Annotated in this window: 22 protein-coding genes; 11 read left to right on the top strand and 11 right to left on the bottom strand. The window is 70.8% G+C overall.

The features are described from left to right. Position 1 precedes the first annotated feature (1 nt). Complete coding sequence (locus ABD194_RS10825) at positions 2 to 499, bottom strand: heme-binding beta-barrel domain-containing protein (RefSeq protein ID WP_343991137.1); 498 nt, start codon at positions 497 to 499, stop codon at positions 2 to 4. Positions 500 to 522: 23 nt separating this feature from the next. Between ABD194_RS10825 and ABD194_RS10820 the strand changes: the two genes are divergently transcribed. Beyond that, complete coding sequence (locus ABD194_RS10820; RefSeq protein ID WP_343991135.1) at positions 523 to 894, top strand: DsrE family protein; 372 nt, start codon at positions 523 to 525, stop codon at positions 892 to 894. Positions 895 to 938: 44 nt separating this feature from the next. Here the strand turns inward: ABD194_RS10820 and ABD194_RS10815 are convergent, their stop codons facing one another. After that, positions 939 to 1,838 (bottom strand): hypothetical protein, encoded by a 900-nt coding sequence (locus ABD194_RS10815; protein WP_343991133.1) that lies wholly within the window; start codon positions 1,836 to 1,838, stop codon positions 939 to 941. Between the two features lie 6 nt (positions 1,839 to 1,844). Beyond that, on the bottom strand, positions 1,845 to 2,147 hold the full coding sequence (locus ABD194_RS10810; protein WP_343991131.1) for a MoaD/ThiS family protein: 303 nt from the start codon (positions 2,145 to 2,147) through the stop codon (positions 1,845 to 1,847). 66 nt (positions 2,148 to 2,213) lie between these two features. Between ABD194_RS10810 and ABD194_RS10805 the strand changes: the two genes are divergently transcribed. Next, the gene (locus ABD194_RS10805; RefSeq protein WP_343991129.1) at positions 2,214 to 2,921 is read left to right on the top strand and encodes a response regulator transcription factor; all 708 of its coding nucleotides are present in this window, start codon (positions 2,214 to 2,216) and stop codon (positions 2,919 to 2,921) included. A 95-nt stretch (positions 2,922 to 3,016) separates the two neighbouring features. Here ABD194_RS10805 and ABD194_RS10800 read toward each other — a convergent pair whose 3' ends face one another. Then, entirely contained in the window at positions 3,017 to 4,831 is a 1,815-nt protein-coding gene (locus ABD194_RS10800) for a bifunctional metallophosphatase/5'-nucleotidase (protein ID WP_343991127.1), read from the bottom strand. 242 nt (positions 4,832 to 5,073) lie between these two features. Between ABD194_RS10800 and mshD the strand changes: the two genes are divergently transcribed. The 7 genes from mshD (at position 5,074) to pstB (ending at position 13,808) form a co-directional block, all read left to right on the top strand. Further along, positions 5,074 to 5,997, top strand: a complete 924-nt coding sequence (gene mshD, locus ABD194_RS10795) for a mycothiol synthase (RefSeq protein WP_343991125.1) — start codon at positions 5,074 to 5,076, stop codon at positions 5,995 to 5,997. 44 nt (positions 5,998 to 6,041) lie between these two features. Next, positions 6,042 to 8,354: an RNA degradosome polyphosphate kinase gene (locus ABD194_RS10790; protein WP_343991123.1), complete on the top strand. Its 2,313-nt coding sequence runs from the start codon at positions 6,042 to 6,044 to the stop codon at positions 8,352 to 8,354. Between the two features lie 142 nt (positions 8,355 to 8,496). Continuing rightward, entirely contained in the window at positions 8,497 to 9,450 is a 954-nt protein-coding gene (locus ABD194_RS10785) for an NUDIX hydrolase (protein ID WP_343991120.1), read from the top strand. Positions 9,451 to 9,735: 285 nt separating this feature from the next. Continuing rightward, a complete protein-coding gene (pstS, locus tag ABD194_RS10780; protein WP_343991118.1) occupies positions 9,736 to 10,863 on the top strand; it encodes a phosphate ABC transporter substrate-binding protein PstS in 1,128 nt (375 codons plus the stop codon). 128 nt (positions 10,864 to 10,991) lie between these two features. Next, positions 10,992 to 11,999: a phosphate ABC transporter permease subunit PstC gene (gene pstC, locus ABD194_RS10775; RefSeq protein ID WP_343991116.1), complete on the top strand. Its 1,008-nt coding sequence runs from the start codon at positions 10,992 to 10,994 to the stop codon at positions 11,997 to 11,999. After that, on the top strand, positions 11,996 to 13,012 hold the full coding sequence (pstA, locus tag ABD194_RS10770) for a phosphate ABC transporter permease PstA (RefSeq protein WP_343991114.1): 1,017 nt from the start codon (positions 11,996 to 11,998) through the stop codon (positions 13,010 to 13,012). Before pstC ends, pstA begins: the two co-directional genes overlap by 4 nt. 19 nt (positions 13,013 to 13,031) lie before the next feature. Beyond that, the gene (gene pstB / locus ABD194_RS10765) at positions 13,032 to 13,808 is read left to right on the top strand and encodes a phosphate ABC transporter ATP-binding protein PstB (RefSeq protein WP_343991112.1); all 777 of its coding nucleotides are present in this window, start codon (positions 13,032 to 13,034) and stop codon (positions 13,806 to 13,808) included. Between the two features lie 83 nt (positions 13,809 to 13,891). Here the strand turns inward: pstB and ABD194_RS10760 are convergent, their stop codons facing one another. The 4 genes from ABD194_RS10760 to ABD194_RS10745 all read right to left on the bottom strand — a co-directional run bounded on the left by ABD194_RS10760 (position 13,892) and on the right by ABD194_RS10745 (position 17,088). Next, positions 13,892 to 14,896, bottom strand: coding sequence for an inorganic phosphate transporter (locus ABD194_RS10760; RefSeq protein WP_343991110.1), 1,005 nt, complete (start codon positions 14,894 to 14,896; stop codon positions 13,892 to 13,894). A gap of 7 nt (positions 14,897 to 14,903) precedes the next feature. Continuing rightward, on the bottom strand, positions 14,904 to 15,524 hold the full coding sequence (locus tag ABD194_RS10755; protein ID WP_343991108.1) for a DUF47 domain-containing protein: 621 nt from the start codon (positions 15,522 to 15,524) through the stop codon (positions 14,904 to 14,906). Positions 15,525 to 15,729: 205 nt separating this feature from the next. Beyond that, positions 15,730 to 15,930, bottom strand: coding sequence for a hypothetical protein (locus ABD194_RS10750; protein ID WP_343991106.1), 201 nt, complete (start codon positions 15,928 to 15,930; stop codon positions 15,730 to 15,732). Between the two features lie 546 nt (positions 15,931 to 16,476). Continuing rightward, entirely contained in the window at positions 16,477 to 17,088 is a 612-nt protein-coding gene (locus ABD194_RS10745; protein WP_343991104.1) for a hypothetical protein, read from the bottom strand. A gap of 143 nt (positions 17,089 to 17,231) precedes the next feature. Between ABD194_RS10745 and ABD194_RS10740 the strand changes: the two genes are divergently transcribed. After that, complete coding sequence (locus ABD194_RS10740; protein ID WP_343991102.1) at positions 17,232 to 17,399, top strand: hypothetical protein; 168 nt, start codon at positions 17,232 to 17,234, stop codon at positions 17,397 to 17,399. 30 nt (positions 17,400 to 17,429) lie between these two features. On the opposite strand, the gene ABD194_RS10735 is transcribed toward ABD194_RS10740, so the two are convergent. Genes ABD194_RS10735 through ABD194_RS10725 form a run of 3 tightly spaced genes read right to left on the bottom strand, consistent with a single transcriptional unit; the run spans position 17,430 to position 20,253 of the window. Continuing rightward, positions 17,430 to 18,014, bottom strand: a complete 585-nt coding sequence (locus ABD194_RS10735) for a LutC/YkgG family protein (protein WP_343991100.1) — start codon at positions 18,012 to 18,014, stop codon at positions 17,430 to 17,432. Further along, positions 18,011 to 19,501: a lactate utilization protein B gene (locus ABD194_RS10730; protein WP_343991098.1), complete on the bottom strand. Its 1,491-nt coding sequence runs from the start codon at positions 19,499 to 19,501 to the stop codon at positions 18,011 to 18,013. Before ABD194_RS10730 ends, ABD194_RS10735 begins: the two co-directional genes overlap by 4 nt. After that, entirely contained in the window at positions 19,501 to 20,253 is a 753-nt protein-coding gene (locus ABD194_RS10725) for a (Fe-S)-binding protein (RefSeq protein ID WP_343991096.1), read from the bottom strand. Before ABD194_RS10725 ends, ABD194_RS10730 begins: the two co-directional genes overlap by 1 nt. A 210-nt stretch (positions 20,254 to 20,463) precedes the next feature. On the opposite strand from ABD194_RS10725, the gene ABD194_RS10720 reads away from it, so the two are divergent. After that, positions 20,464 to 21,252, top strand: coding sequence for a sigma-70 family RNA polymerase sigma factor (locus ABD194_RS10720; RefSeq protein ID WP_343991094.1), 789 nt, complete (start codon positions 20,464 to 20,466; stop codon positions 21,250 to 21,252). Positions 21,253 to 21,289: the final 37 nt, after the last annotated feature.

Genomic DNA, 21,289 nt, shown 5'->3' with positions numbered 1-21,289 from the left:
GTCACTCGACGCGCTTGAGGGTGGCGGACACGTGGCTCTGCAGCTCCTGGCCGACGGCGGCCATGTCCATGACCCACATCAGCTGGGACTCGACGAGGCCGTACATCCGGGTGGCGGCGTTGTACTCCTTGGCGCCCGGGGCGCGCAGCACGCCGTCGGTCTTGAGCTGGACCTTGGCGGGTTCGATCCTGCCGTAGTAGAGCTCGAGGATCCCGGTGGGGTGGGCGAGCAGGAGCTCGACCTCGCCGTTCTCGAGCGGTCGCCAGAAGCCGGACTCGACCGCGGCGGGGCGGACCTTGGCACCGTTCTCCGAGTCGAGGATCCACGCGCGGCTCTCCCACTTGAGGAACCCGCGTCCGTCGTGCGTCACCTCGACCTCCTGGCCGAAGTGCGCCGACTCGATCGTGGGGTAGCCCACGACCCCGGCGCCCTCCCAGCGTCCGATGAGCCACGCGAGGGGTCGCAGCGGCTCCGGGATGTCCTGGTCGAGGTTGAACATGGGCCCGATCGTAGCCTGAGGCCATGGACACCCCGGCTCGCTCCCTCGTCGTCAAGGTCACCGCCGGAACGGAGGCGCCCGAGCGCCTCTCGCAGGCCTTCACGGTCGCCGCCACGGCGGTCGCGAGCGGCGTCGACGTGTCGCTCTGGCTCACCGGTGAGTCGACGTGGATGGCCGTTCCCGGCCGGGCCGAGCAGTTCGAGCTGCCGTATGCCGCCCCGCTCGTCGAGCTGCGGGACGCGGTCCTCCTGGGGGGCCGGCTCACGGTGTGCACCCAGTGCGCGGCGCGGCGCGAGCTGACGCAGGAGCAGCTGGTCGAGGGCTGCGTCATCAAGGGCGCGGCCGTCTTCGTCGAGGAGGTCATGGCGCCGGGAGCGCAGGCGCTCGTCTACTGAGCCGACCGGCGAACTCTGGCCTCTCGACGGTCGGGCGGTGGTCGTCAGGTGATGGCCGCGAAGAGGTGGATGACGGCGCCCACCGCCAGGACCGAGCCGGTGGCGGCGCCGACCTGGCCGCGAGTCGTCACCATCGCGGGCGCGAGCGCGAAGAGGCGCCGGAACGACCACGAACCGACTCCGGCGACCGCCCCGATGCCGAGGGCCTCGGGCACCCCGACCTGCCCGACGCGGGCCGCGGCCACCATGGCGGCGACGACCGCCGCGAGGAGCGCGACGAGGGGCAGGGCCCGCGCCAGCGCCCTCGCGCCGGCGAGCAGGTCGCCGACGACGGCTGCACCGACCGCTGCGAGCGCGACCACGGCGACCGCCCGACCCCGGTCGCTGTTGGCAGCCACGACGGCGGAGGTGGCCGAGGCGACGACCACGAGGCCACCGAAGGACGAGAGCAGGGTCAGCACGAGCCCCTCCCGGCCCGAACGGCGCACGAGCTGGCCGAAGAAGGACAGCACGATCCCGAACGCCACAGCAGCCGGCACCCAGAGCAGGTCCTGGCGCAAGGCGCTCAGCACGATGGCCACGCCTGCCACAGCGAGGACGAGAGTGGTCGCCGCCGGCGTGTAGGACCCCGTCAGCAGCGGCCATCCCCAGGCGAGCGCGAGGGCTAGCACGAGCGTCACGCCGAGCGTGGCGGCATACCCGCTGTGCTGGGCGACGAGCAGCGCGCCGGCTGCGACGAGGGTCGCGACGACGCCGACCCAGCGGACGCTCGCAGCGGCCGCGGCCGGCAGGCTCCCTTGCAGGGCTGCTGCATCACCTGCCCCGCCAGCGGCGACGACGGCACTGCCGGTGTCGCTGCCGGTGTCGCGGCCGGTCCCAGGGTGGGAACCCTCCCGGGTGCTCGGATCGGGACGGGCCGCGTCATCCTCAGGCACGGGCGCCATTGTGCATCACCCGCCGGCGAAGGGCGGCAGCACCTCGACGGTGGCGCCTGCCGCGACCGGCTCGTCGCGGCCGACCTTGCGGCCGTCGAGCAGGAAGCTGGCCACCCGCACCACGCGCTCGAGGTCCGGGTGTGACCGCACGGCGGCGTCCACGACCGCCCCCACGGTGTCGCCGGCCTGTGAGTCGCTGTCGGTGCCGGCCGCCGCTCGCGCCGCGGCCCAGTAGCGAACGGTGACGCTCGCGGATGCGTCACGTCCCGGCTCGTGCCGTGTCGCGACGGTGCCCGGCTCGGGTGCGCTCGAGGCCATGTCACTCCGTCTCATCGTTGGTGCCGTGAGGTCCGGCCCTGTCCAGTCTCGCCTATCCTGCACGAGATGGCCCGACTGCTGCTGCTCACCAACGCGCTGGCCCCCAGCGCCGAGGTGCTGCCTGCCCTGGGCCTGCTGAGCCACACGGTGCGCATCCTCCCGGCGGAGGCGACCGCTCTCGTGGACGCGCCCGAGTGCGACGTCGTGATCGTCGACGCGCGTCGTGAGCTGGCGAGCGCTCGCTCGCTGTGCCGGGTCCTCCGCACGACCGGCATCGCCACCCCCCTCCTGGCTGTGCTCACCGAGGGCGGCCTCGCCGGCCTGACCGCCGAGTGGGGTCTCGACGACGTGCTGCTCGACTCGGCCGGACCGGCGGAGGTCGACGCCCGGCTGCGCCTGGCCCTGACGAAGGGCCAGGACGACGAGCCGGGCCTCGACCTGCCGATCACCTCGGGAGAGCTGGTCATCGACGAGGCGAGCTACTCGGCGAAGTTCCGCGGCCAGCCGCTCGACCTCACCTACAAGGAGTTCGAGCTGATCAAGTACCTCGCGCAGCACCCGGGGCGGGTCTTCACCCGGGCCCAGCTGCTGCAGGAGGTCTGGGGCTACGACTACTACGGAGGCACCCGCACGGTCGACGTGCACGTGCGTCGCCTCCGGGCCAAGCTCGGCCCCGACCACGAGACGCTCATCGGCACCGTCCGCAACGTCGGCTACCGCCTGGTGCCCGACCGCGCGAGCACACCCTCCAGCGAGCCCGCCGACGCCTCCTGACCGATCCAGCGGACCGGGACCCGGCCGAACGCAGCGGTGCCCGTATGCCGTCGAGCGGACTCGACGGCATACGGGCACCTGGGATGTTGCAGGGGCTACGGCACCGTCACCCTCGTGATGCGGCTCGGAACCAGCGGCGTGTACGGCGAGTTGGCCGTGAGGTAGGCCGCGAAGCCGTCGATGTCGAGCCCGCCGAAGTACTTCGCGGTGCCCGCCTTGAAGGCCGGGAAGCCGTCGCCGCCATCCGACAGGAAGTTGTTGGTGACGATCCGGTAGGTGGCGGCCTTGTCGACGGGCACGCCGTTGATCTTCACGGAGCCGTCGTCGACGGTCGCGGTGTCGTCGGACACGTTCGTCGTGCCCTTGCCGAGCTGCGTGTAGCTGTACGTGAAGCCGGCGCTGACCTGGAGCACCTTCGGGCTTCCCGCACTGTTGGCACCACTGAACTGCTGGTTGAGCAGGTCGTAGATGCCCTGCCCCGTGATGTCCATCGACACGAGATAGTTGTTGAACGGCTGCACCGTGAAGGCCGACTGGTAGGTGACGTTGCCGTTGGCATCGGCCACAAGGTCGGAACGGATGCCGCCCGGGTTCATGAAGGCGACGACGGGCGTCTTGCCTGCGGTCACGACGGACGGGTCGGCGAGCTGCGCGTCGGCGATCAGATCACCCAGCGGCGACTCGCCAGCGGCATTCTGGCCCTTGCTGACCGAGGAGCCGACGATCTGGCCGAGCACCTTGTCGGCGATCGCCTTCACGAGGTTGGAGTACGTCGCGATGAGCGCCGTCTCGGCAGGGTCCTTGGCCACGGTCTGGGTGACGAGCCGGTTGCGCGAGTCGTCGGTCGTCGGACGCACGATGTCGCTCGTGCGACGGTCGTAGGTCACGTCCGTCTCGTTGAAGAGGCGGCCGAACGACGACGCCGACGTGATGAGGCGCGGCTGGCCCTTGGGATCGGGCAGGCTGCAGACGTACGGCTGGTGCGTGTGGCCCGAGATGATCATGTCGATGGCCGGGTCGAGACCCTCGGCGACCGGGATGATCGGCGAGTCGGCCGAAAGGGTCCCGCCGCCCGCGCAGGTGAAGTCGTAGGGGGTGGCCGCCGGAACGTTGCCGCCCTGGTGGATGAGCACGACGATGGCGTTGACACCCTGCGCCTTGAGCACGGGCACGAGGGCGTTGGCGGTCTTGACCTCGTCGGTGAACTCGAGGCCGGCGACCCCGGACGCCGTGACGATGGACGGCGTGTCCTTGAGGGTCATGCCGATGAAGCCGACCTTGGCACCGTTGAACGTCTTGATGGCGTACGGCGGCAGGATCGTCTTGCCGGTGGCCTTCTCGAGGACGTTGGCGGCGAGGTACTGGAACTTCGCGCCGGTGAACGTGCCGGCCGCGCAGGAGTTCTGGTTGTTGAGGCCGTCGGGGCCATCGTCGATGCAGCCACCGTGCTGCAGCCGCTGGAGCTCCTTGTAGCCCTCGTCGAACTCGTGGTTGCCGACGGCCGTGATGTCGAGGCCGAGCGTGTTGAGCGCCTCGACGGTCGGTTCGTCGTGGAAGGCGGCGGACAGCAGCGGGGAGGCGCCGACCATGTCGCCGGCGGCGACGGTGACGGTGTTCGGGTGCCCGACGCGCGCCTCCTTGAGGTGCGTCGCGAGGTACTCCACGCCGCCGACGACGGTCGTGTCGCTGCTCTTGGGACCGGTCTGGATCTTGCCGCTCGAGCCCTGCGGCGGCTCGAGGTTCCCGTGGAAGTCGTTGAACGACAGGATCTGGATCGGGAACTGCGTCTTGCCGGGCGCCTTGCCGGTGTCGGGCCCAGCGGTGGGGGCCGCGAGGGCCGGTGCCGCGAGCGCCGCGGCGCAGAAACCTGCGACGGCGACACCCGTGATGCGGCGGGTGGTACGGGACATGTCTTCCCCTTGTCAGCGGTGTGGGTCGTGTGCCCTGGGGGCACCCCCGGAGGCTAGTGCCCGATAGGTGCCGTTTGGGGCTTGCTGCGTAACGGTGTTGCGAACTGCGAGCACACGGCCGGCGACGGTCGAGACCGCGGGTGTGAGCTGCGTGTGCGGGGCCCCCGAGCCCCGGAAAGGGACCTTAGCGGGCAGCTCGGACATTCGGCAGGGCACCGGCGTGCCTGTGGTGGAATCGCCGTATGCCGCGCCAGACGGTCGCCCTGCGCGACGCGACGAACCCGCTCACCCCCGAGGAGTCCGCCGCCGTGCTGGCCCTCGCGGCCGAGGCCGCTGCGGCCGACGGCTCCGAGCCGCTGTCGGAGCAGTTCCGCCTCTCGGTGCGGGCCCCCGAGCACGCCGGAGTGGTGCACCTGCTCGCGCAGGGTGCAGACGGCCGGCTCCTCGGCTACGCCCAGACCCGGACGGGCGACAGGCCGCCGTCCGCCGAGCTCGTCGTGGCGCCTGGGAGCCGCCGCTCCGGGGTGGGCACGGAGCTGCTGGAACGGCTGCCCGACGGCATACGCCTCTGGAGCCACGCGTCGGGGAGAGCCGCCGAGGCGTCCTCCGCCTTCGCGACGGCCCGGGGGCTCGTCCCCGTGCGCGCCCTCCACGTCATGGGCCGCTCCCTGCGCTCCGCCCCGGCGTGGCCGCCAGCAGCCCTCGCCCCCGGGTATGCCGTGCGCTCCTTCGAGCCCGGACGCGACGAGGAGGCGTGGCTGCGACTCAACGCCGCCGCGTTCGCCTCCCATCCCGAGCAGGGCTCCTGGGCGCGTGCCGACCTCGACCTGCGCATGGCGCAGCCGTGGTGGGACCCCGAGGGGCTCATCCTGGTCGTCGAGGCCGACCACCCCGACGTGCTGGCGGCCTCGCACTGGACCAAGGTCGACCCGCCCGAGGGGCAGGTCGGCGAGGTCTACGTCGTCGCCGTCTCGCCCGACCGGCAGGGCCAGGGCCTGGGCCGGGCTGTGACCGTCCTCGGCCTCGACCACCTCCGCTCGCGCGGTCTCGACCGTGTCGAGCTCTACGTCGACGAGGAGAACGTGGCGGCCGTGCGCACCTACACCGCCCTGGGGTTCGAAGACGTGGAGGTCCACCGGCAGTTCGCCCGGCAACCGCCCGGCTGAGACGACGACATCCCGCCGGCACCATTCGATGCCACGATGGATGCATGACCACCGGCAGCCTCACGCCCACCGACCTCGACGAGTCCGCGGCCGGGGCCGCCGGCGTCCGCGACACCGAGACGGAGGAGTCCGCGAGCGAGGCCGCCGAGATCAGCTCGTTCACCAGCACGGTCCCCACCCGGCGCGTGCCTCCCCGCGCGCCCAACGGCCGCTTCGTCGGCTCGGGTGCGCGCACCGACGAGGAGGACGATCTTCCCGCCGACCGCTACCTCGAGCGGGAGATGTCGTGGCTGCAGTTCAACGAGCGGGTGCTGCAGCTCGCCATGGACCCCGCCGTGCCGCTGCTCGAGCGCACCCGCTTCCTGGCGATCTTCGCCAACAACCTCGACGAGTACTTCATGGTGCGCGTCGCCGGCCTCAAGCGTCGCATCGCCACGGGGCTGGCGGTCCGCACGGCGGCCGGCCTCGAGCCGCGCGAGCTGATCGAGCGCATCGCCCGGGTGGCCCACGAGCTGATGCAGCAGCACGCGGCGGTCTTCCAGCACGACGTCCGCCCGGCCCTGGACGACGAGGGCATCACCATCGTGCGCTGGGACGAGCTCGACGAGGACGACCGCGAGCCGCTGCACTACTTCTTCGCCGACCGCGTCTTCCCGGTCCTCACCCCGCTCGCCGTGGACCCCGCGCACCCCTTCCCCTACATCTCGGGTCTCTCGCTCAACCTCGCCGTGCTGCTCCAGAACCCGAAGACCGGCAGCGAGCACTTCGCGCGCGTCAAGGTGCCGCCGAGCCTGCCCCGCTTCATCCTCGTCGAGGAGGACGTCGACGCCGAGGTCGAGCGCCGGCGGTTCGTGCCGCTCGAGGACGTCATCGCCAGCCACCTCGACCAGCTCTTCCCCGGGATGCTCGTGCAGGAGCACTTCAGCTTCCGCGTCACCCGCAACGAGGACCTGGAGGTCGAGGAGGACGACGCGGAGAACCTCCTGCAGGCCCTCGAGAAGGAGCTGACACGGCGCCGGTTCGGCCCGCCGATCCGGCTCGAGGTCGAGGCCGACATCGACCCCAAGGTCCTCGACATGCTCGCCCGCGAGCTGCAGATCAGCGACCGCGAGATCTACCGGCTGCCCACGCCGCTCGACCTGCGCGGGCTGTTCACCATCGCCGACGTCGACCGCTCCGACCTCGAGTTCCCCAAGTTCTTCCCCCGGACCCACCCGGACTTCGCGCCGACCGAGAGCGCCAAGGCGATCGACCTGCTCGCCGCCGTGCGCCACAAGGACGTCCTGGTCCAGCACCCCTACAACTCGTTCTCGACGTCGGTGCAGGCCTTCATCGAGCAGGCCGCGAACGACCCCAAGGTCCTCGCGATCAAGCAGACGCTCTACCGCACCTCCGGCGACTCCCCCATCATCGATGCCCTGATCGACGCTGCCGAGGCCGGCAAGCAGGTCCTGGCCGTCGTCGAGATCAAGGCCCGCTTCGACGAGGTCAACAACATCTCGTGGGCACGCAAGCTGGAGGAGGCCGGCGTCCACGTCGTCTACGGCGTGGTGGGCCTCAAGACCCACGCCAAGCTGTGCCTCGTGGTGCGGCAGGAGCCCGAGGGGCTGGTGCGCTACTGCCACATCGGGACGGGCAACTACAACCCCAAGACTGCCCGCGTCTACGAGGACTTCGGCCTGTTCACCACCGACCCGCAGGTGGGCGAGGACCTCTCGCGCCTGTTCAACCTGCTCTCGGGCTTCGCACCGCGCAGCAAGTTCAAGCGCCTGCTCGTCGCGCCGCGCTCGGTGCGGTCCGGACTGATCGACCTCGTCGACGAGGAGGTCGCGCTGCACGAGTCACGCCACAGCGGCGCCGCGCCCGGGCGCATCGTCATCAAGGCCAACTCGATCGTCGACGAGGCCCTCATCGACGCCCTCTACCGGGCGAGCATCGCCGGCGTCCACGTCGACGTCTGGGTGCGCGGTATCTGCGCGCTGAGGCCAGGCGTCGAGGGGCTCAGCGAGCACATCCGGGTCCGCTCCGTCCTCGGGCGCTTCCTCGAGCACTCGCGCGTCTTCTGGTTCGACCACGGCGGCGACCCGCAGGTCTACATCGGCAGCGCCGACATGATGCACCGCAACCTCGACCGCCGGGTCGAGGCGCTCGTGCGCATCGCCGACCCGGGGCACATCGCCGAGCTGTCCGACCTGCTGGCGCTCGCGTTCGCCGAGACCACGTCGCGCTGGGACCTCGGCTCCGACGGCCGCTGGGTGCGCCACCACCTCTCCGAGGCCGGCGAACCGCTCGACGACCTGCAGGAGAGGCTCATCGAGCGCCACGACAAGCGGCGCCGCAAGGCGCGCCGACGCTGAGCGGCACCTGCCGGCACACGGCACGACAGCACGCGAGCACGCGCGTCACGCGCTGCCACGCAGCACGCGGCATAGGGCTGGACGTGCCCGTCGTGCGGTCGCGAGCGCGCCCTGCGGCCACGCATCAGGCAGACTGACGCGCGTGGCCTCCGTGATCCCCGCCGCAGGGACCCTCCCCTGGCGCCGCCGCGACGGGATCCTGCAGGTGGCCCTCGTGCACCGGCCGAAGTACGACGACTGGTCGTGGGCCAAGGGTAAGCTCGACGCCGGCGAGCACCCGTGCGTGGCGGCCGCCCGCGAGACGCTGGAGGAGACCGGGCTCGTCGTCCGCCTCGGGGTGCCGCTGCCGTCGGCCGAGTACCCCGTGCTCGACGCGACCGGTGGGCCGGCCACGAAGCAGGTGCACTACTGGGCCGCGTGCGTCACCGGTGGCAGCGGCCGGCTCGAGCACGAGATCGACGAGGTGGCGTGGGTCGACGTCCGCGCGGCGCACGACCGCCTCGACTACGCGCGCGACCGCGAGCAGCTGCTCGCCCTCGTGCGTGCCGACCGGGCCGGCGAGCTGGGCACCTGGCCGCTGGCCTTCGTCCGGCATGCGAAGGCGGTCCCGCGGGGCACGTGGGACGGCGCGGACGACCGTGGCCGACCGCTCGACGCCGTGGGCCGTGCCCAGTCCGCCACGGTCTCGGCCGTGCTCGGCGCCTACGGCGTCACCCGGGTCGTGTCGTCGTCCTCGACACGCTGCGTCTCCACCGTCGAGCCGTATGCCGTCGCGCGCGGCCTGCGCGTGCGCACCCGCGACTCCCTCTCCGAGGAGGGCTTCGCCGAGAGCGGCGACGGCGCCACGCGCCAGGTCCGGCGGCTCCTCGAGCGGGGCGAGCCCGCGGCGCTGTGCAGCCACGGTCCCGTCCTGCCGGCCCTGCTCGGCCTGCTCCACGCGCGGGTGGAGGCCTCGCCCGAGCGTGGGGAGCACGTCGCCCAACGGCTGCGTGCAGCAGCGGGTGAGTCGATGCGCAAGGGCGAGGTCCTCGTGTGCCACGTCGTCGGACGCGGCGAGCAGGCGCGCGTCGTCGACGTCGAGCGCGTCGACACCTGAGCGTCCCCACCGGAAGACGTCACGACCTGCCGGGGACAGGACATCCGGGCGTCTTGGCGCGCCTCCGAGCCCTCTCGAACCCTTCATCGTCGGTCTGCCGGCGGCCGCCCGCATCCCGAGCCGGCCGCCCTCCCCAAGACGTCGTCCCTCGTTCACCTGGCGTTCACCGCACGTGGGCGGTTGGTCATCCGGCCGCCCTATCTTCGCGGTGGATGAACGTCCAGCAACGCCGTCCGGAGTGACCGGACGACCACCAGGAACACCCCATCGAGAGGGATCACACTCGTGTCTGTTTCGCGTATCAGCGCGCTCGGCGCCATCGCCCTGTCCGGCGCTCTTGCGCTCTCGGCCTGCGCGTCCGAGAACAACGGCGCCGCGCCCGGTGCGGGCGCGGCCGGAGCCGCTGCCGGCTCCAGCGCGTCCGGCGACTGCTTCTCCGGCGACCTCAAGGCGGAGGGCTCCACGGCCCAGAAGAACGCCATCGACGAGGCCATCAAGGCGTACCAGACCGCATGCGGCGACGCCAACATCGACTACCAGCCCACCGGTTCCGGCGCAGGCATCAAGCAGTTCATCGCGAAGCAGGTCGACTTCGCCGGGTCCGACTCTGCCCTGAAGACCACGCCGAAGGACGGCAAGGTCGAGGCGCAGGACGCCAAGACCGCCTGCGGCTCCGACGCCTGGAACCTGCCGATGGTGACCGGCCCGATCGCCATCGCCTACAACGTCAAGGGCGTCGACAAGCTCGTGCTCAACGCCGAGGTCACGGCGAAGATCTTCGACGGCAAGATCACCACCTGGAACGACCCTGCGATCGCCGCGCTCAACAAGGGCGTCACGCTTCCGTCCACGCCGATCAAGGTCTACTTCCGCTCCGACGAGTCCGGCACGACCGAGAACTTCACCAAGTACCTCAAGGCCGCCGCCGGCGACGCCTGGAGCTACGACCCCGCCAAGAAGTGGACCGGCAAGGGCGAGGGCAAGGAGAAGTCCGCCGGTGTCGCCACCGCGGTGAAGGGCCAGGACGGCGGCATCACCTACGTCGAGCTGTCCTACGCCCAGCAGAACCAGCTGCCGATGGCCCAGATCGACACCGGCTCCGGGCCGGTGCAGCTGACCGCCGAGTCGGCCGGCAAGACCATCGCCACGGCGAAGCAGACGGGCACGGGCAACGACCTCGCGCTCAAGATCGACTACGCCACGAAGGAAGCCGGGGCCTACCCGATCGTCCTCGTGACCTACGAGGTCGTCTGCTCGAAGTACGCCGACGCCCAGACGGGCAAGAAGGTCAAGAGCTTCCTCAAGACCTTCGCCTCCGACGCCGTGCAGAAGCAGCTCGAGTCCAAGGGCTACGCCCCGCTGCCTTCCGAGGTCGCCACCAAGGTCCAGACGGCCGTCGACGCGATCTCCTGAGCGATCTCCCGACTCTCCACCCGGTCCTGCCGGAGCGTTCCGGCGGGGTCGACAGCGCAGGGACGGGCGCCGGCACCCGGCGTCCGTCCCTACGCCAGCAACACGCAAGCGAAGGAAGAGGCCTCCACGTGTCCACTGTGACGGGCGTGTCCACCGCCGACCAGACACCCGGACCCGACGGTCAGCAGCCACTGCAGGGGGACCGGGCGTCCACCGGCCGGTTCGGCGACCGGATCTTCGGAGGTGCCGCGACCGTCTCCGGCATCGTCGTCATCGCGATCGTGTCGCTCATCGCCGTGTTCCTCGTCGTGCAGGCGGTGCCCGCACTGATGGACAACTCGGCGAACTTCTTCACGAGCCGGGTGTGGGCTCCCGGCGGCGACAAGCCCGCCTTCGGCATCCTCGAGTTCCTGTGGACCACGGTCGCCGCGTCCACCATCGCGATGTTCATCTCGGTGCCGGTAGGGGTGGCCGTGGCCCTCTTCATCACCCAGTACGCGCCGGCGTGGCTGCGCCGGCCGGCCGCCACGCTGGTCGACCTCCTCGCCGCCGTGCCGTCGATCGTCTACGGCCTGTGGGGTCTGATCGCCTTCGCACCGGTCTTCAAGCCGGTCCAGGGCTGGATCGAGGACAAGCTCGGCTGGTTCCCCCTCTTCGCCCCCACCGGCATCAGCGGCGGCACCATCTGCTTCATCGGCGTCGTGCTGGCCATCATGGTCCTGCCCATCGTCACGGCCCTCTCGCGCGAGGTCTTCGACCAGACGCCCACCGCACACAAGGAGGGCGCGCTGGCCCTCGGCGCGACGCAGTGGGAGATGATCCGGACGGCGGTCCTGCCCTTCGGCCGACCCGGTGTCATCTCGGCGTCCATGCTCGCCCTCGGCCGGGCCCTCGGGGAGACCATCGCGGTGACCTTCCTCGTCTCGGCACTCTCGGACGGCAGCCCGTGGACCTGGTCGCTCTTCAACGGCGGCGAGACGTTCGCGTCGAAGATCGCCAACAACGCCGCGGAGTTCAGCAACCCCACGAAGACCGGCGCCTACATCGCGGCCGGTCTGGTCCTGTTCGTGCTGACCTTCGTCGTCAACAGCATCGCCCGCGTCGTCATCGAGCGCAGGAAGGCCTTCACCGAATGACCGCCGCCATCGACCGCCGCACGCCCGACGACCGCTCCTCCTCCGAGGGCTCCGGGCTCCGGGACGCCGCCCGGTCGGGGGCCCCAGCGGTTCCTGCGGACGGCGCGACGCCACCGGGCGAGGGGCCCGGCCGCGAGGCGCTCTCCGAGATGAGCCACCCGCACCGCGCCCGCGCCGTCAAGAACGGTGTGGCGAAGGGCGTGATGTGGGCGGCCTTCGCCCTGGCCATGGTCCCGCTCGTCTGGATCCTCGGCACCGTGGTCGCCAAGGGCGTGCACATGCTCACGACGATGACGTGGTGGACCGGCAACCAGCGCAACATCAACTCCGACGACTTCGGCGGCGGCGCCCGCCACGCCATCGAGGGCACGCTCCAGATGGTGGCGTTCACGACGCTCATCGCGGTGCCGATCGGCATCCTGACGGCGGTCTACCTCGTGGAGTACGGGCGGGGGCCACTCGCCCGGGCCATCAGCTTCACCGTCGACATCCTCTCCGGCGTGCCCTCGATCGTGGCGGCGCTGTTCATCTACGCCGTGTGGGTCACGACGTTCGGGCTCGGTCGTTCGGGCTTCGCCGCCTCGCTCGCCCTCGTGCTGCTGATGATCCCGGTCGTCGTGCGGTCGACCGAGGAGATGCTCAAGCTCGTGCCCAACGAGCTGCGCGAGGCGGCATACGCCCTCGGAGTGCCCAAGTGGGTGACCGTCGTCAAGGTCGTGCTGCGCACGGCGTACTCCGGCATCATCACCGGAGTTCTCCTCGGGATCGCCCGCGTGATGGGTGAGACGGCCCCGCTGCTGATCCTGGCGCCGTACACGAAGAACTTCCAGCGCGACCTCTTCAACGGCAACTTCCCGACGCTGCCGATGATGATCAACCAGGACCGCGGCGACTTCGCCCTCACGACCGCCGCGGAGCGCATGTGGGGCGCCGCCCTCACCCTGATCCTCCTCGTCCTGCTGCTCAACGTCATCGGCCGGGTCATCGCGCACTTCGGCTCGGTCAAGAAGTAAGAGAAAGCGACACCCTGACATGGCAAAGCGAATCGACGTCAGCGACCTCAACGTCTACTACGGCTCCTTCAAGGCCGTCGAGGGCGTGTCGATGACGGTCGAGCCCCGTTCCGTGACCGCCTTCATCGGCCCGTCCGGCTGCGGCAAGTCGACCTTCCTGCGCACCCTCAACCGGATGCACGAGGTGATCCCCGGCGGCCGCGTCGAGGGCAAGGTCATGCTCGACGACCAGGACCTCTACGCCAGCTCCATGGACCCCGTCACCGTGCGCCGCACGGTGGGCATGGTCTTCCAGCGGCCCAACCCGTTCCCGACCATGTCGATCTACGACAACGTGGCCGCGGGCCTGCGCCTCAACGGGGTCAAGAAGAAGAAGACCCTGGACGGGATCGTCGAGACCTCGCTCAAGGGCGCCAACCTCTGGAACGAGGTCAAGGACCGGCTGAGCAAGCCTGGCGCCGGCCTCTCGGGCGGCCAGCAGCAGCGCCTCTGCATCGCACGGGCGATCGCCGTGCAGCCGCAGGTGCTGCTCATGGACGAGCCGTGCTCCGCGCTCGACCCGATCTCGACCCTCGCCGTCGAGGACCTCATCAACGAGCTCAAGAGCGACTACACGATCGTCATCGTGACGCACAACATGCAGCAGGCGGCCCGGGTCTCGGACCGCACCGCCTTCTTCAACATCAGGAAGACGGGCGATCCCGGCCGGCTCGTCGAGATCGACGACACGACCCGCATCTTCAACAACCCCAGCGAGCAGGCCACGGAGGACTACATCTCCGGCCGCTTCGGCTGAGCCCCTCTCCACCGCCCCCGGGCAGCGCAGTGCCCACTCGACCTCGAGGTCGAGTGGGCACTGTCGTATGCCGTGCTGCTCGGTCAGCGGAAGACGGACGTGAGGTACCAGGTGGCGACCGCCACGAGCCCGGCACCGGGGAAGGTGAGGAACCACGCCCCCACGATGTTGTTGGCCACGCTCCACCGGACGGCGGAGATCCGCTTCGTTGCCCCGACGCCCATGATGGCCGCCGTGATCGTGTGCGTCGTCGAGATCGGCGCACCGAAGGCGAGGCCCGCGACGTAGAGGATCGAGGCGGCGGTCGTCTCGGATGCGAAGCCCTGCGGGGGCGTCAGGTCGATGATGCGGCGGCCGAGCGTGCGCATGACACGCCACCCACCGGCATACGTGCCGAGGGAGATGACGACGGCGGAGAGCACGAGCACCCAGATCGGGACCACGTTGCTGTTGTGGTAGCCCGCGATGTTGAGCACCAGCACCACGACGCCGGCGGTCTTGGCGGCGTCCTGCAGGCCGTGGCCGAACGCCATCGCGGCGGCCGACGCGGTCTGCGACAGACGGAAGCCACGTGTCACCCGTCCGGGGTTGGACCTGCGGAAGATCCAGAACAGCCCCGCCATGACGAGGTAGCCGATGAGCAGGCCGGCGACCGGCGAGATCACCATCGGGATGATGACCTTGGACCAGACGACGCTCCAGTGCACGGCGACGCCGGCGACGAGAGCGGCGCCACAGAGGCCGCCGATGAGCGCGTGGGAGGAGGACGAGGGCAGCCCGAACCACCAGGTGATCAGGTTCCAGGCGATGGCGCCCACGAGGGCGGCGACGACGAGCCACATGCCGTCGACGCCCTCGGGCTGGGCGATGATGCCCGACCCGATGGTCGCTGCCACCTTGCTGCCGAAGAAGGCGCCGAAGAGGTTGGCCACGGCGGCCATCGCGAGTGCGACTCGCGGGGTGAGCGCCCGGGTGGAGACGGAGGTTGCGATGGCGTTCGCGGCGTCGTGGAAGCCGTTGGTGTAGTTGAAGGCCATCGCCAGCGCGATGACCGCGACGACCGCGGCGAAGGGGATGGTGGTGTCCATCAGCGGGTCAGGACTCCTTGACGGCGATGCCCTCGACCGCGTGCGCCACCTTCTCGAACGCGTCGGCGGCGTTCTCGAACCCGTCGACGATCGCCTTGACCTTGATCACGTTGATCGGGTCGGGCGAGTTGTTGAAGAGGGCGGCCACCATCTTGCGGTGGAGGGAGTCGGCCTGGTTCTCGAGACGGTTGATCTCGATCCAGTAGCTCTTGAGGTCCTTCATGGACTGCAGGCGGGGCATGGCCTCGGCCGTGACCTCGGCCATCCGGGCGAGGATCTCGAACTGTTCGGCCAGGCCCTCGGGGATCTCTCCCATGCGGTAGAGCACGATGAGGTCGGCGGTCTCCTCGATGTAGTCCATGCAGTCGTCGAGCGAGGCCGCGAGGTTGTGGATGTCCTCACGGTCGAAGGGCGTGATGAACGAGCTGTTGACCTTGTTGATGAGCTCGTGCGTGGCATCGTCTGCCGCGTGCTCGAGGTCCTTGAGCCGGTCGGCCACCGCCTGCCGCTGCGACGGCTCGACCTCGAGGAAGCGGGTCAGCTCCCGGGTCGCCTCGACGAGGAGTTGTGCGGAGGAGGTGAAGAGGGCGAAAAAGCTCGTGTCCTGGGGTGTGAGGCGAAAACCCACGGGGATGCTCCGGTCGGTTCGAGGGCTGGTCCGGGGAAGATGCTACGGCGTCGGCGTCAATCGGGCGTAACCGACCGTCCACCCACAGTCCACCGTGTACCCATGAGTCAGACATCCACACGGGCGAAGCGACCACCCTGTCGCGCCGCGGACAGGCAGGAGTGGGGCCCTCGTCGGCTGTGCCGCGCCTGGCCCGGGAGCAGTGTCAGCCGGCGGAGTCCGGGAGCGCGCCCGCGTGGGGGTCCACCGGGCGGTCACCGCTGACGCCCAGCAGCTGGTCGATCTCCTCCGGCGTGAGGTGACGGGGGCTGGAGGAGGCCGCGACCACGAGGTCGCTCACGAGCTCGATCTCGTCGGCCAGCTGCACATCGAGCAGGTCGCCGGACCGCTCCTCCTCGGGCGTCATGGGACCAACCTATGTCCCACAATGCTCCATTGGTAAGCGATGGAGTAATCGGAGCACGCTTCGTCGCTCCCACCGGTCCGTGCATCATGGATGACATGGCCACCGACGCGGATCCGACCGCGGAGAACGGCCCGGCCGGGAGCTGGGTCCTCGAACAGCGAGGCAGCTTCGTCCTCGGCCGGTGCGAGGCCTGTGGCTTCACGACCTCCGCAAGGCGGGCCCGCTTCTCGGTCGAGACCGACATGCTCGCCCACACCCCGGTCTGTGTCGGGGCGGCCTCGGAGCCACGGCCGCAAGCAGCACCCATCTGCAGTTAGGGGCGTCGGGCCGGGAGCGCCTCTCGGCACAGGGCCGCTCGTAGCGGCTGAATTTGGGACCCGGGGCTACCGCGGCCCGACGCCCCTCAAGGATAAAGCCGTCATCGGAGATCGCCAAAGAACGGGGAACACGGTGCCGACGAGCCCGCAGGCACGCTCGAGGAAGCGCCCGAGCCTGTCGAGACAAGTCCAGTCGGTCCAGTCGGTCCAGTCGGTCCAGTCAGTCGAGTCAGTCGAGGGCGTCGGCCCGCCACAGCCGGGCGCACACCATGAGGTCCTCGCCCATGCCGAGGACGTTGGCCGCCGCCTCGGCGGACTCGTCACCCGTGGAGGTGTCGGCACGACCGGCGGACACGACCCTGCAGAAGGCCGCGGCCCGCTCGAGCGCCACGGCGAGGTCTCCCTCGAAGACACCTCGCAGCACCTCGTCGATGACCCGGCCCATCTCCTGCGGTCCGGGTGGCTCGGCAGCGCCGGCCACGGCGTGGTTGGGGCCGGTGAACCGGATGCCCGCGGCATACTGGCGGCTGGCCTCCTCGGGAGCGCGCTGCACCCACTCGCGCAGGACGTAGAGGCGCCACAGGGCGCCGGGCAGTGAACGCGCGGGCCGCTGTGACCACAGCTCCGCCAGCGTCGACAGGCCGATGTCGTCGACGAGCGCAACGAGCTTGCGCGTGACGGCCGGGTCGGCAGCGGCGCGGCCGGCGTGCACCAGGGCCAGGGCCGTCTCGTGGGCGACGTGGATCTGCTCCGTCGGGTCGTAGGCGGGACCGTGGGCCTCGAGCGCCGACTCGGTGAAGAAGGCGGGCCTCCTGTGGCCGCGGTGGTCGCTCTCAGTCATGCCAGCAGGCTAGTCCCCGCTGCCTCGACCGGGTCTCCCGCAGCTTCTGGCGCGCGACCGGACGCCGCGTCGACCTCGGCGGCGAACACGCGTGGCTCGATGCACCCGTCCGTGCACGACGGTGCCGCATCGGCGATGCGTGGTTGACGAGCGCGGCGGTCCCACACGGCGACCACGCCGCACACGCCCCGGGCCACGAGCGCTTCCACGTCTACGTGGACCGCGCGGGGGCGCTGCGCACCGACCACGAGCTGGGCATGTGGTCCGCCACCGCAGTTCGACTGCACTACAAGCTCACTCCCATCGGCTGAGCCCTCCCGCCGGACCCCGCGCGCCGTCCGTCAGCCGACGAGGATGACGTGCAGGGTACGCGGGCCGTGGACACCCTCGACCCGGCTCAGCTCGATGTCGCTCGTCGCGGAGGGCCCACTGATCCACGTCGTCGGGCGGTCGGGGTCCAGCCGCCGGACGGCGGCCGGGACGTCGTCGACCACCTGGTCGGACCGGACGACGCAGACGTGGAGGTCGGGCACGAGGGTCAGCGCCCGCCTGCCCTCCCCCGGGCCGTGCGACAGCACGATGGTGCCGGTGGTCGCGACGGCGACGGTCGAGGTCGTCACCACGGCTGCCACCCGGTCGAGCTCGACGGCGGCCAGGCCGTCGTCGCGGACTGCGCCCGGGACGACATACGGCAACCCGTCGGGGACGACGACGGAGCCGTCCGCGGGCAGCGCGGCCGCAATGGCGCGCTCGAGCTCGTCGGGGCCGCACCGCACGACCGTGGCGCGGTAGTCGGCAACCCGCTCGGCGAAGAGGTCGACGTCGCCGGGACGCTCCGGACGCTCCAGCGGGGGCACCGCCACGGGCCGACGCGCCGTTGCGACGGCGTCGCGAACGGCCGCGAGGATCTCGTCGCGTGCGCTCACTGCGTGCCTCCCGACGTCCGCTTCCACCAGGCCCGGAAGGACTCCGCCGGCGGGGCCGGCAGATCGCGCGCATCGGTCCACGCGGCGCCCGGGCCGGGCAGCCGCCCGAGCAGCCGCCGGCCGCCTGCCCGACGGCCGCGACCGGTGAGCCCCGCCATCGCCTCGAGGGCGCGGCCCGCGAGGCTCGAGGCCCGCTCCACGGCACCCAGCCGGCCACCCGAGCCGAAGGCCGCGGCCGCGGCCCGCATGGCGAGCGCCTCGGGCTTGGGCACACCTGAGCGGTGGGCGTCGACGACCTTGGCGCGCAGGTCGACCAGCACGCTGGGGATGTCGATCCGGACCGGGCACGCCTCGAAGCAGGCGCCGCAGAGCGACGACGCGTAGGGCAGCGAGTCGGTCTGCTCGTCGTGACCGACACCGCGCAGCAGCGGGTTGAGGATCGCGCCGATCGGACCGGGATAGACCGAGCCGTATGCGTGCCCGCCCGTCCGCTCGTAGACGGGGCACACGTTGAGGCAGGCGGAGCAGCGGATGCACCGCAGGGCCTGACGGCCGACCTCGTCGGCGAGGGCGCGGGTGCGGCCGTTGTCGAGCAGGACGACGTGCACCTCCTGCGGGCCGTCGCCGGGCGTCACGCCCGACCACGTCGACGTGTAGGGGTTCATCCGCTCCCCCGTCGAGGAGCGGGGCAGCAGGGTGAGGAAGACGTCGAGGTCGTCCCACGACGGCAGGACCTTCTCGATGCCGACGACCGAGACGAGCACCTCGGGCAGGGTCAGGCACATGCGGCCGTTGCCCTCGGACTCGACGACGACGAGGGTGCCCGAGTCGGCGACGGCGAAGTTGGCACCGCTGACGCCGACCTTGGCTCGGAGGAACTTCTCGCGCAGGTGCAGGCGGGCGGCCTCGGCCAGGCGTGCCGGCTCATCCGTGAGGTCCTCTGGCGCCGGCCGGCCGACGCGCCCCATCTCCCGCTCGAAGATCGCGCGGATCTCCGCGCGGTTGCGGTGGATGGCCGGCACGAGGATGTGGCTCGGCAGGTCGTCGCCGAGCTGGACGATGAGCTCGGCAAGGTCGGTCTCCCAGGCCGAGATGCCCTGCGCCGCAAGGTGTTCGTTGAGCTCAACCTCCTGGGTGGCCATGGACTTGACCTTCACGACCTCGTCGACGCCGTGGGCACGTGCCACCTGCGCCACGATGTCCGACGCCTCCTCGGCCGTACGCGCCCAGTGCACGACCGCTCCCCGCGCCGTCAGCGACTCCTCGAGCCGCACGAGGTGCTCGTCGAGGTGCAGCAGGACGTCGTCCTTGATGGCAGCGGCCCTCAGCCGCAAGCTCTCCCAGTCGTCGACCTCGGCCACGACGGCGGCCCGCTTGGCCCTGATGGTGGTCGTGGCGTGCGCCAGGTTGCTGCGCAGCTGGGTGTCGGCGAGGGCGGCGCGAGCGGCGGTGGGGAACGGCGGCATACCCACGAACGTGCGGCTCATCACCGGACCTCCGTCTGGGCCGGGCCCTCGGTCGAGGCGAGGACCTCGGCGAGGTGCATGACGCGCACCCCGGCTCGCTGGCGAGTCAGCATGCCGCCGATGTGCATCAGGCACGAGCTGTCGCCGGCGACGAGCACCTCCGCGCCGGACTCCCTGACGTGGCGGGCCTTGTCGGCGCCCATCGCGACCGAGGTGTCGGCGTTCTTGACCGCGAAGGTGCCGCCGAAGCCGCAGCACTCCTCGGCGCGGGGCAGCTCGAGCAGCCGCAGACCGCGGACGGCGCGGAGCAGCCGTTCCGGTCGGTCGCCGACGCCGAGCATGCGCAGCGAGTGGCAGGTGGGGTGGTAGGTGACCGAGTGCGGGAAGGACGCTCCGACGTCCTCGACGCCGAGCACGTCGACGAGGAACTCCGACAGCTCGTGGACGCGGGGCGACACCTCGGCGACGGCGGCTGCCAGGCCCGGGTCGCCCGACCGGCGGGCGACGATCGAGTGCTGGTGCCGCGCGGAGCCGGCGCACGAGCCGGAGGGCGTGACGATCGCGTCGTAGCCCTCGAAGGCGCGCACGAAGGTGCGGACGACGGGGACGGCCTCGTCGAGGTAGCCGGTGTTGACCATCGGCTGGCCGCAACAGGTCTGTGCCACAGGGAAGTCGACGTCGACGCCGAGCCGACGCAGCAGCCGCACGACGGCCTTGCCCGCGTCGGGGAACATCGCGTCGTTGATGCAGGTCACCATCAACGCCACACGCATGCGTTCACCCTCGCACAACCGGCCGCCGTCCTGGCCGATGCGCCGCGATCGTGCCCGCTCTCCGCCGACCCGCGGAAGGCGGTCGAGTCACGGGGGCACGCTCTCCGCCACCGTCGCCATGTCGAGGGCTTGTGCAATGTTGATGCTTTGTCTAAGGTTACCGATGTCGGTCAAGAAGGCGCCGCAACGCACACTCTCGATGGAGCAGACATGACCGACTTCTCGCGCGGTCCCCGCAAGGACGCCCGCACCCGTGAGCTCATCAAGACCTTCCGCACCTCCCAGTCCGAGGGCGAGCGGTCACAGGCCCTGGAGACGGTGACCCGGCTGCACATGCCACTGGCTCGTTCCCTCGCACACCGCTACGCCGGCAAAGGACTCGACCGCGAAGACCTCGAGCAGGTCGCATTTCTCGCGCTGCTCAAGGCAATTCAGCGTTTCGACCTCGAGCAGGCCACTGAGTTCGGCGCCTACGCGACCCCCACGATCACCGGCGAGCTGCGACGCCACTTCCGCGACCACGGGTGGCTCGTCCGCCCGCCGCGCGGGCTGCAGGAGCGCCGCCAGCTGGTGACCGAGACCCGCACCCGGCTCGAGCAGCAGCTCGGCCACGAGCCGGACCAGAACGACCTCGCCGAAGCCCTGGGGCTGACGCTCGAGGAGGTCAAGGAGGCACAGGTAGCGTCGACAAACCTTCGCCCCGCCTCCCTCGACGCGACCACCACGGAGGGCGGTCGACCGGTCCTCGACCTCGTGGACGCCCGCGCCGAGCACCAGTCCGACCCCGGCCTCGACGACGACATCGTCGTCCGCACGGCCATCAAGCGCCTGCCTCCCCGCGACCAGAAGATCGTCGAGCTGCGCTTCAAGCACGACATGACCCAGGCGGAGATCGCCCAGGCCATGGGGCTGAGCGCCATGCAGGTCAGCCGGCTGCTGCGCCGCGTGCTCGCCGAGCTGCGCCAGCACCTCGAGTCCACCGAGCTCATCAGCGCATGATCGCCGGCGGCTGAGCCGACACGCTAGAGAGCCCGCA

This window comes from Terrabacter terrae (genome assembly GCF_039529575.1).
Classification (GTDB): Bacteria; Actinomycetota; Actinomycetes; order Actinomycetales; family Dermatophilaceae; genus Terrabacter; species Terrabacter terrae.
Note: the sequence above shows the minus strand (reverse complement) of the source record. Positions and strands in the feature narration are given on the sequence as shown.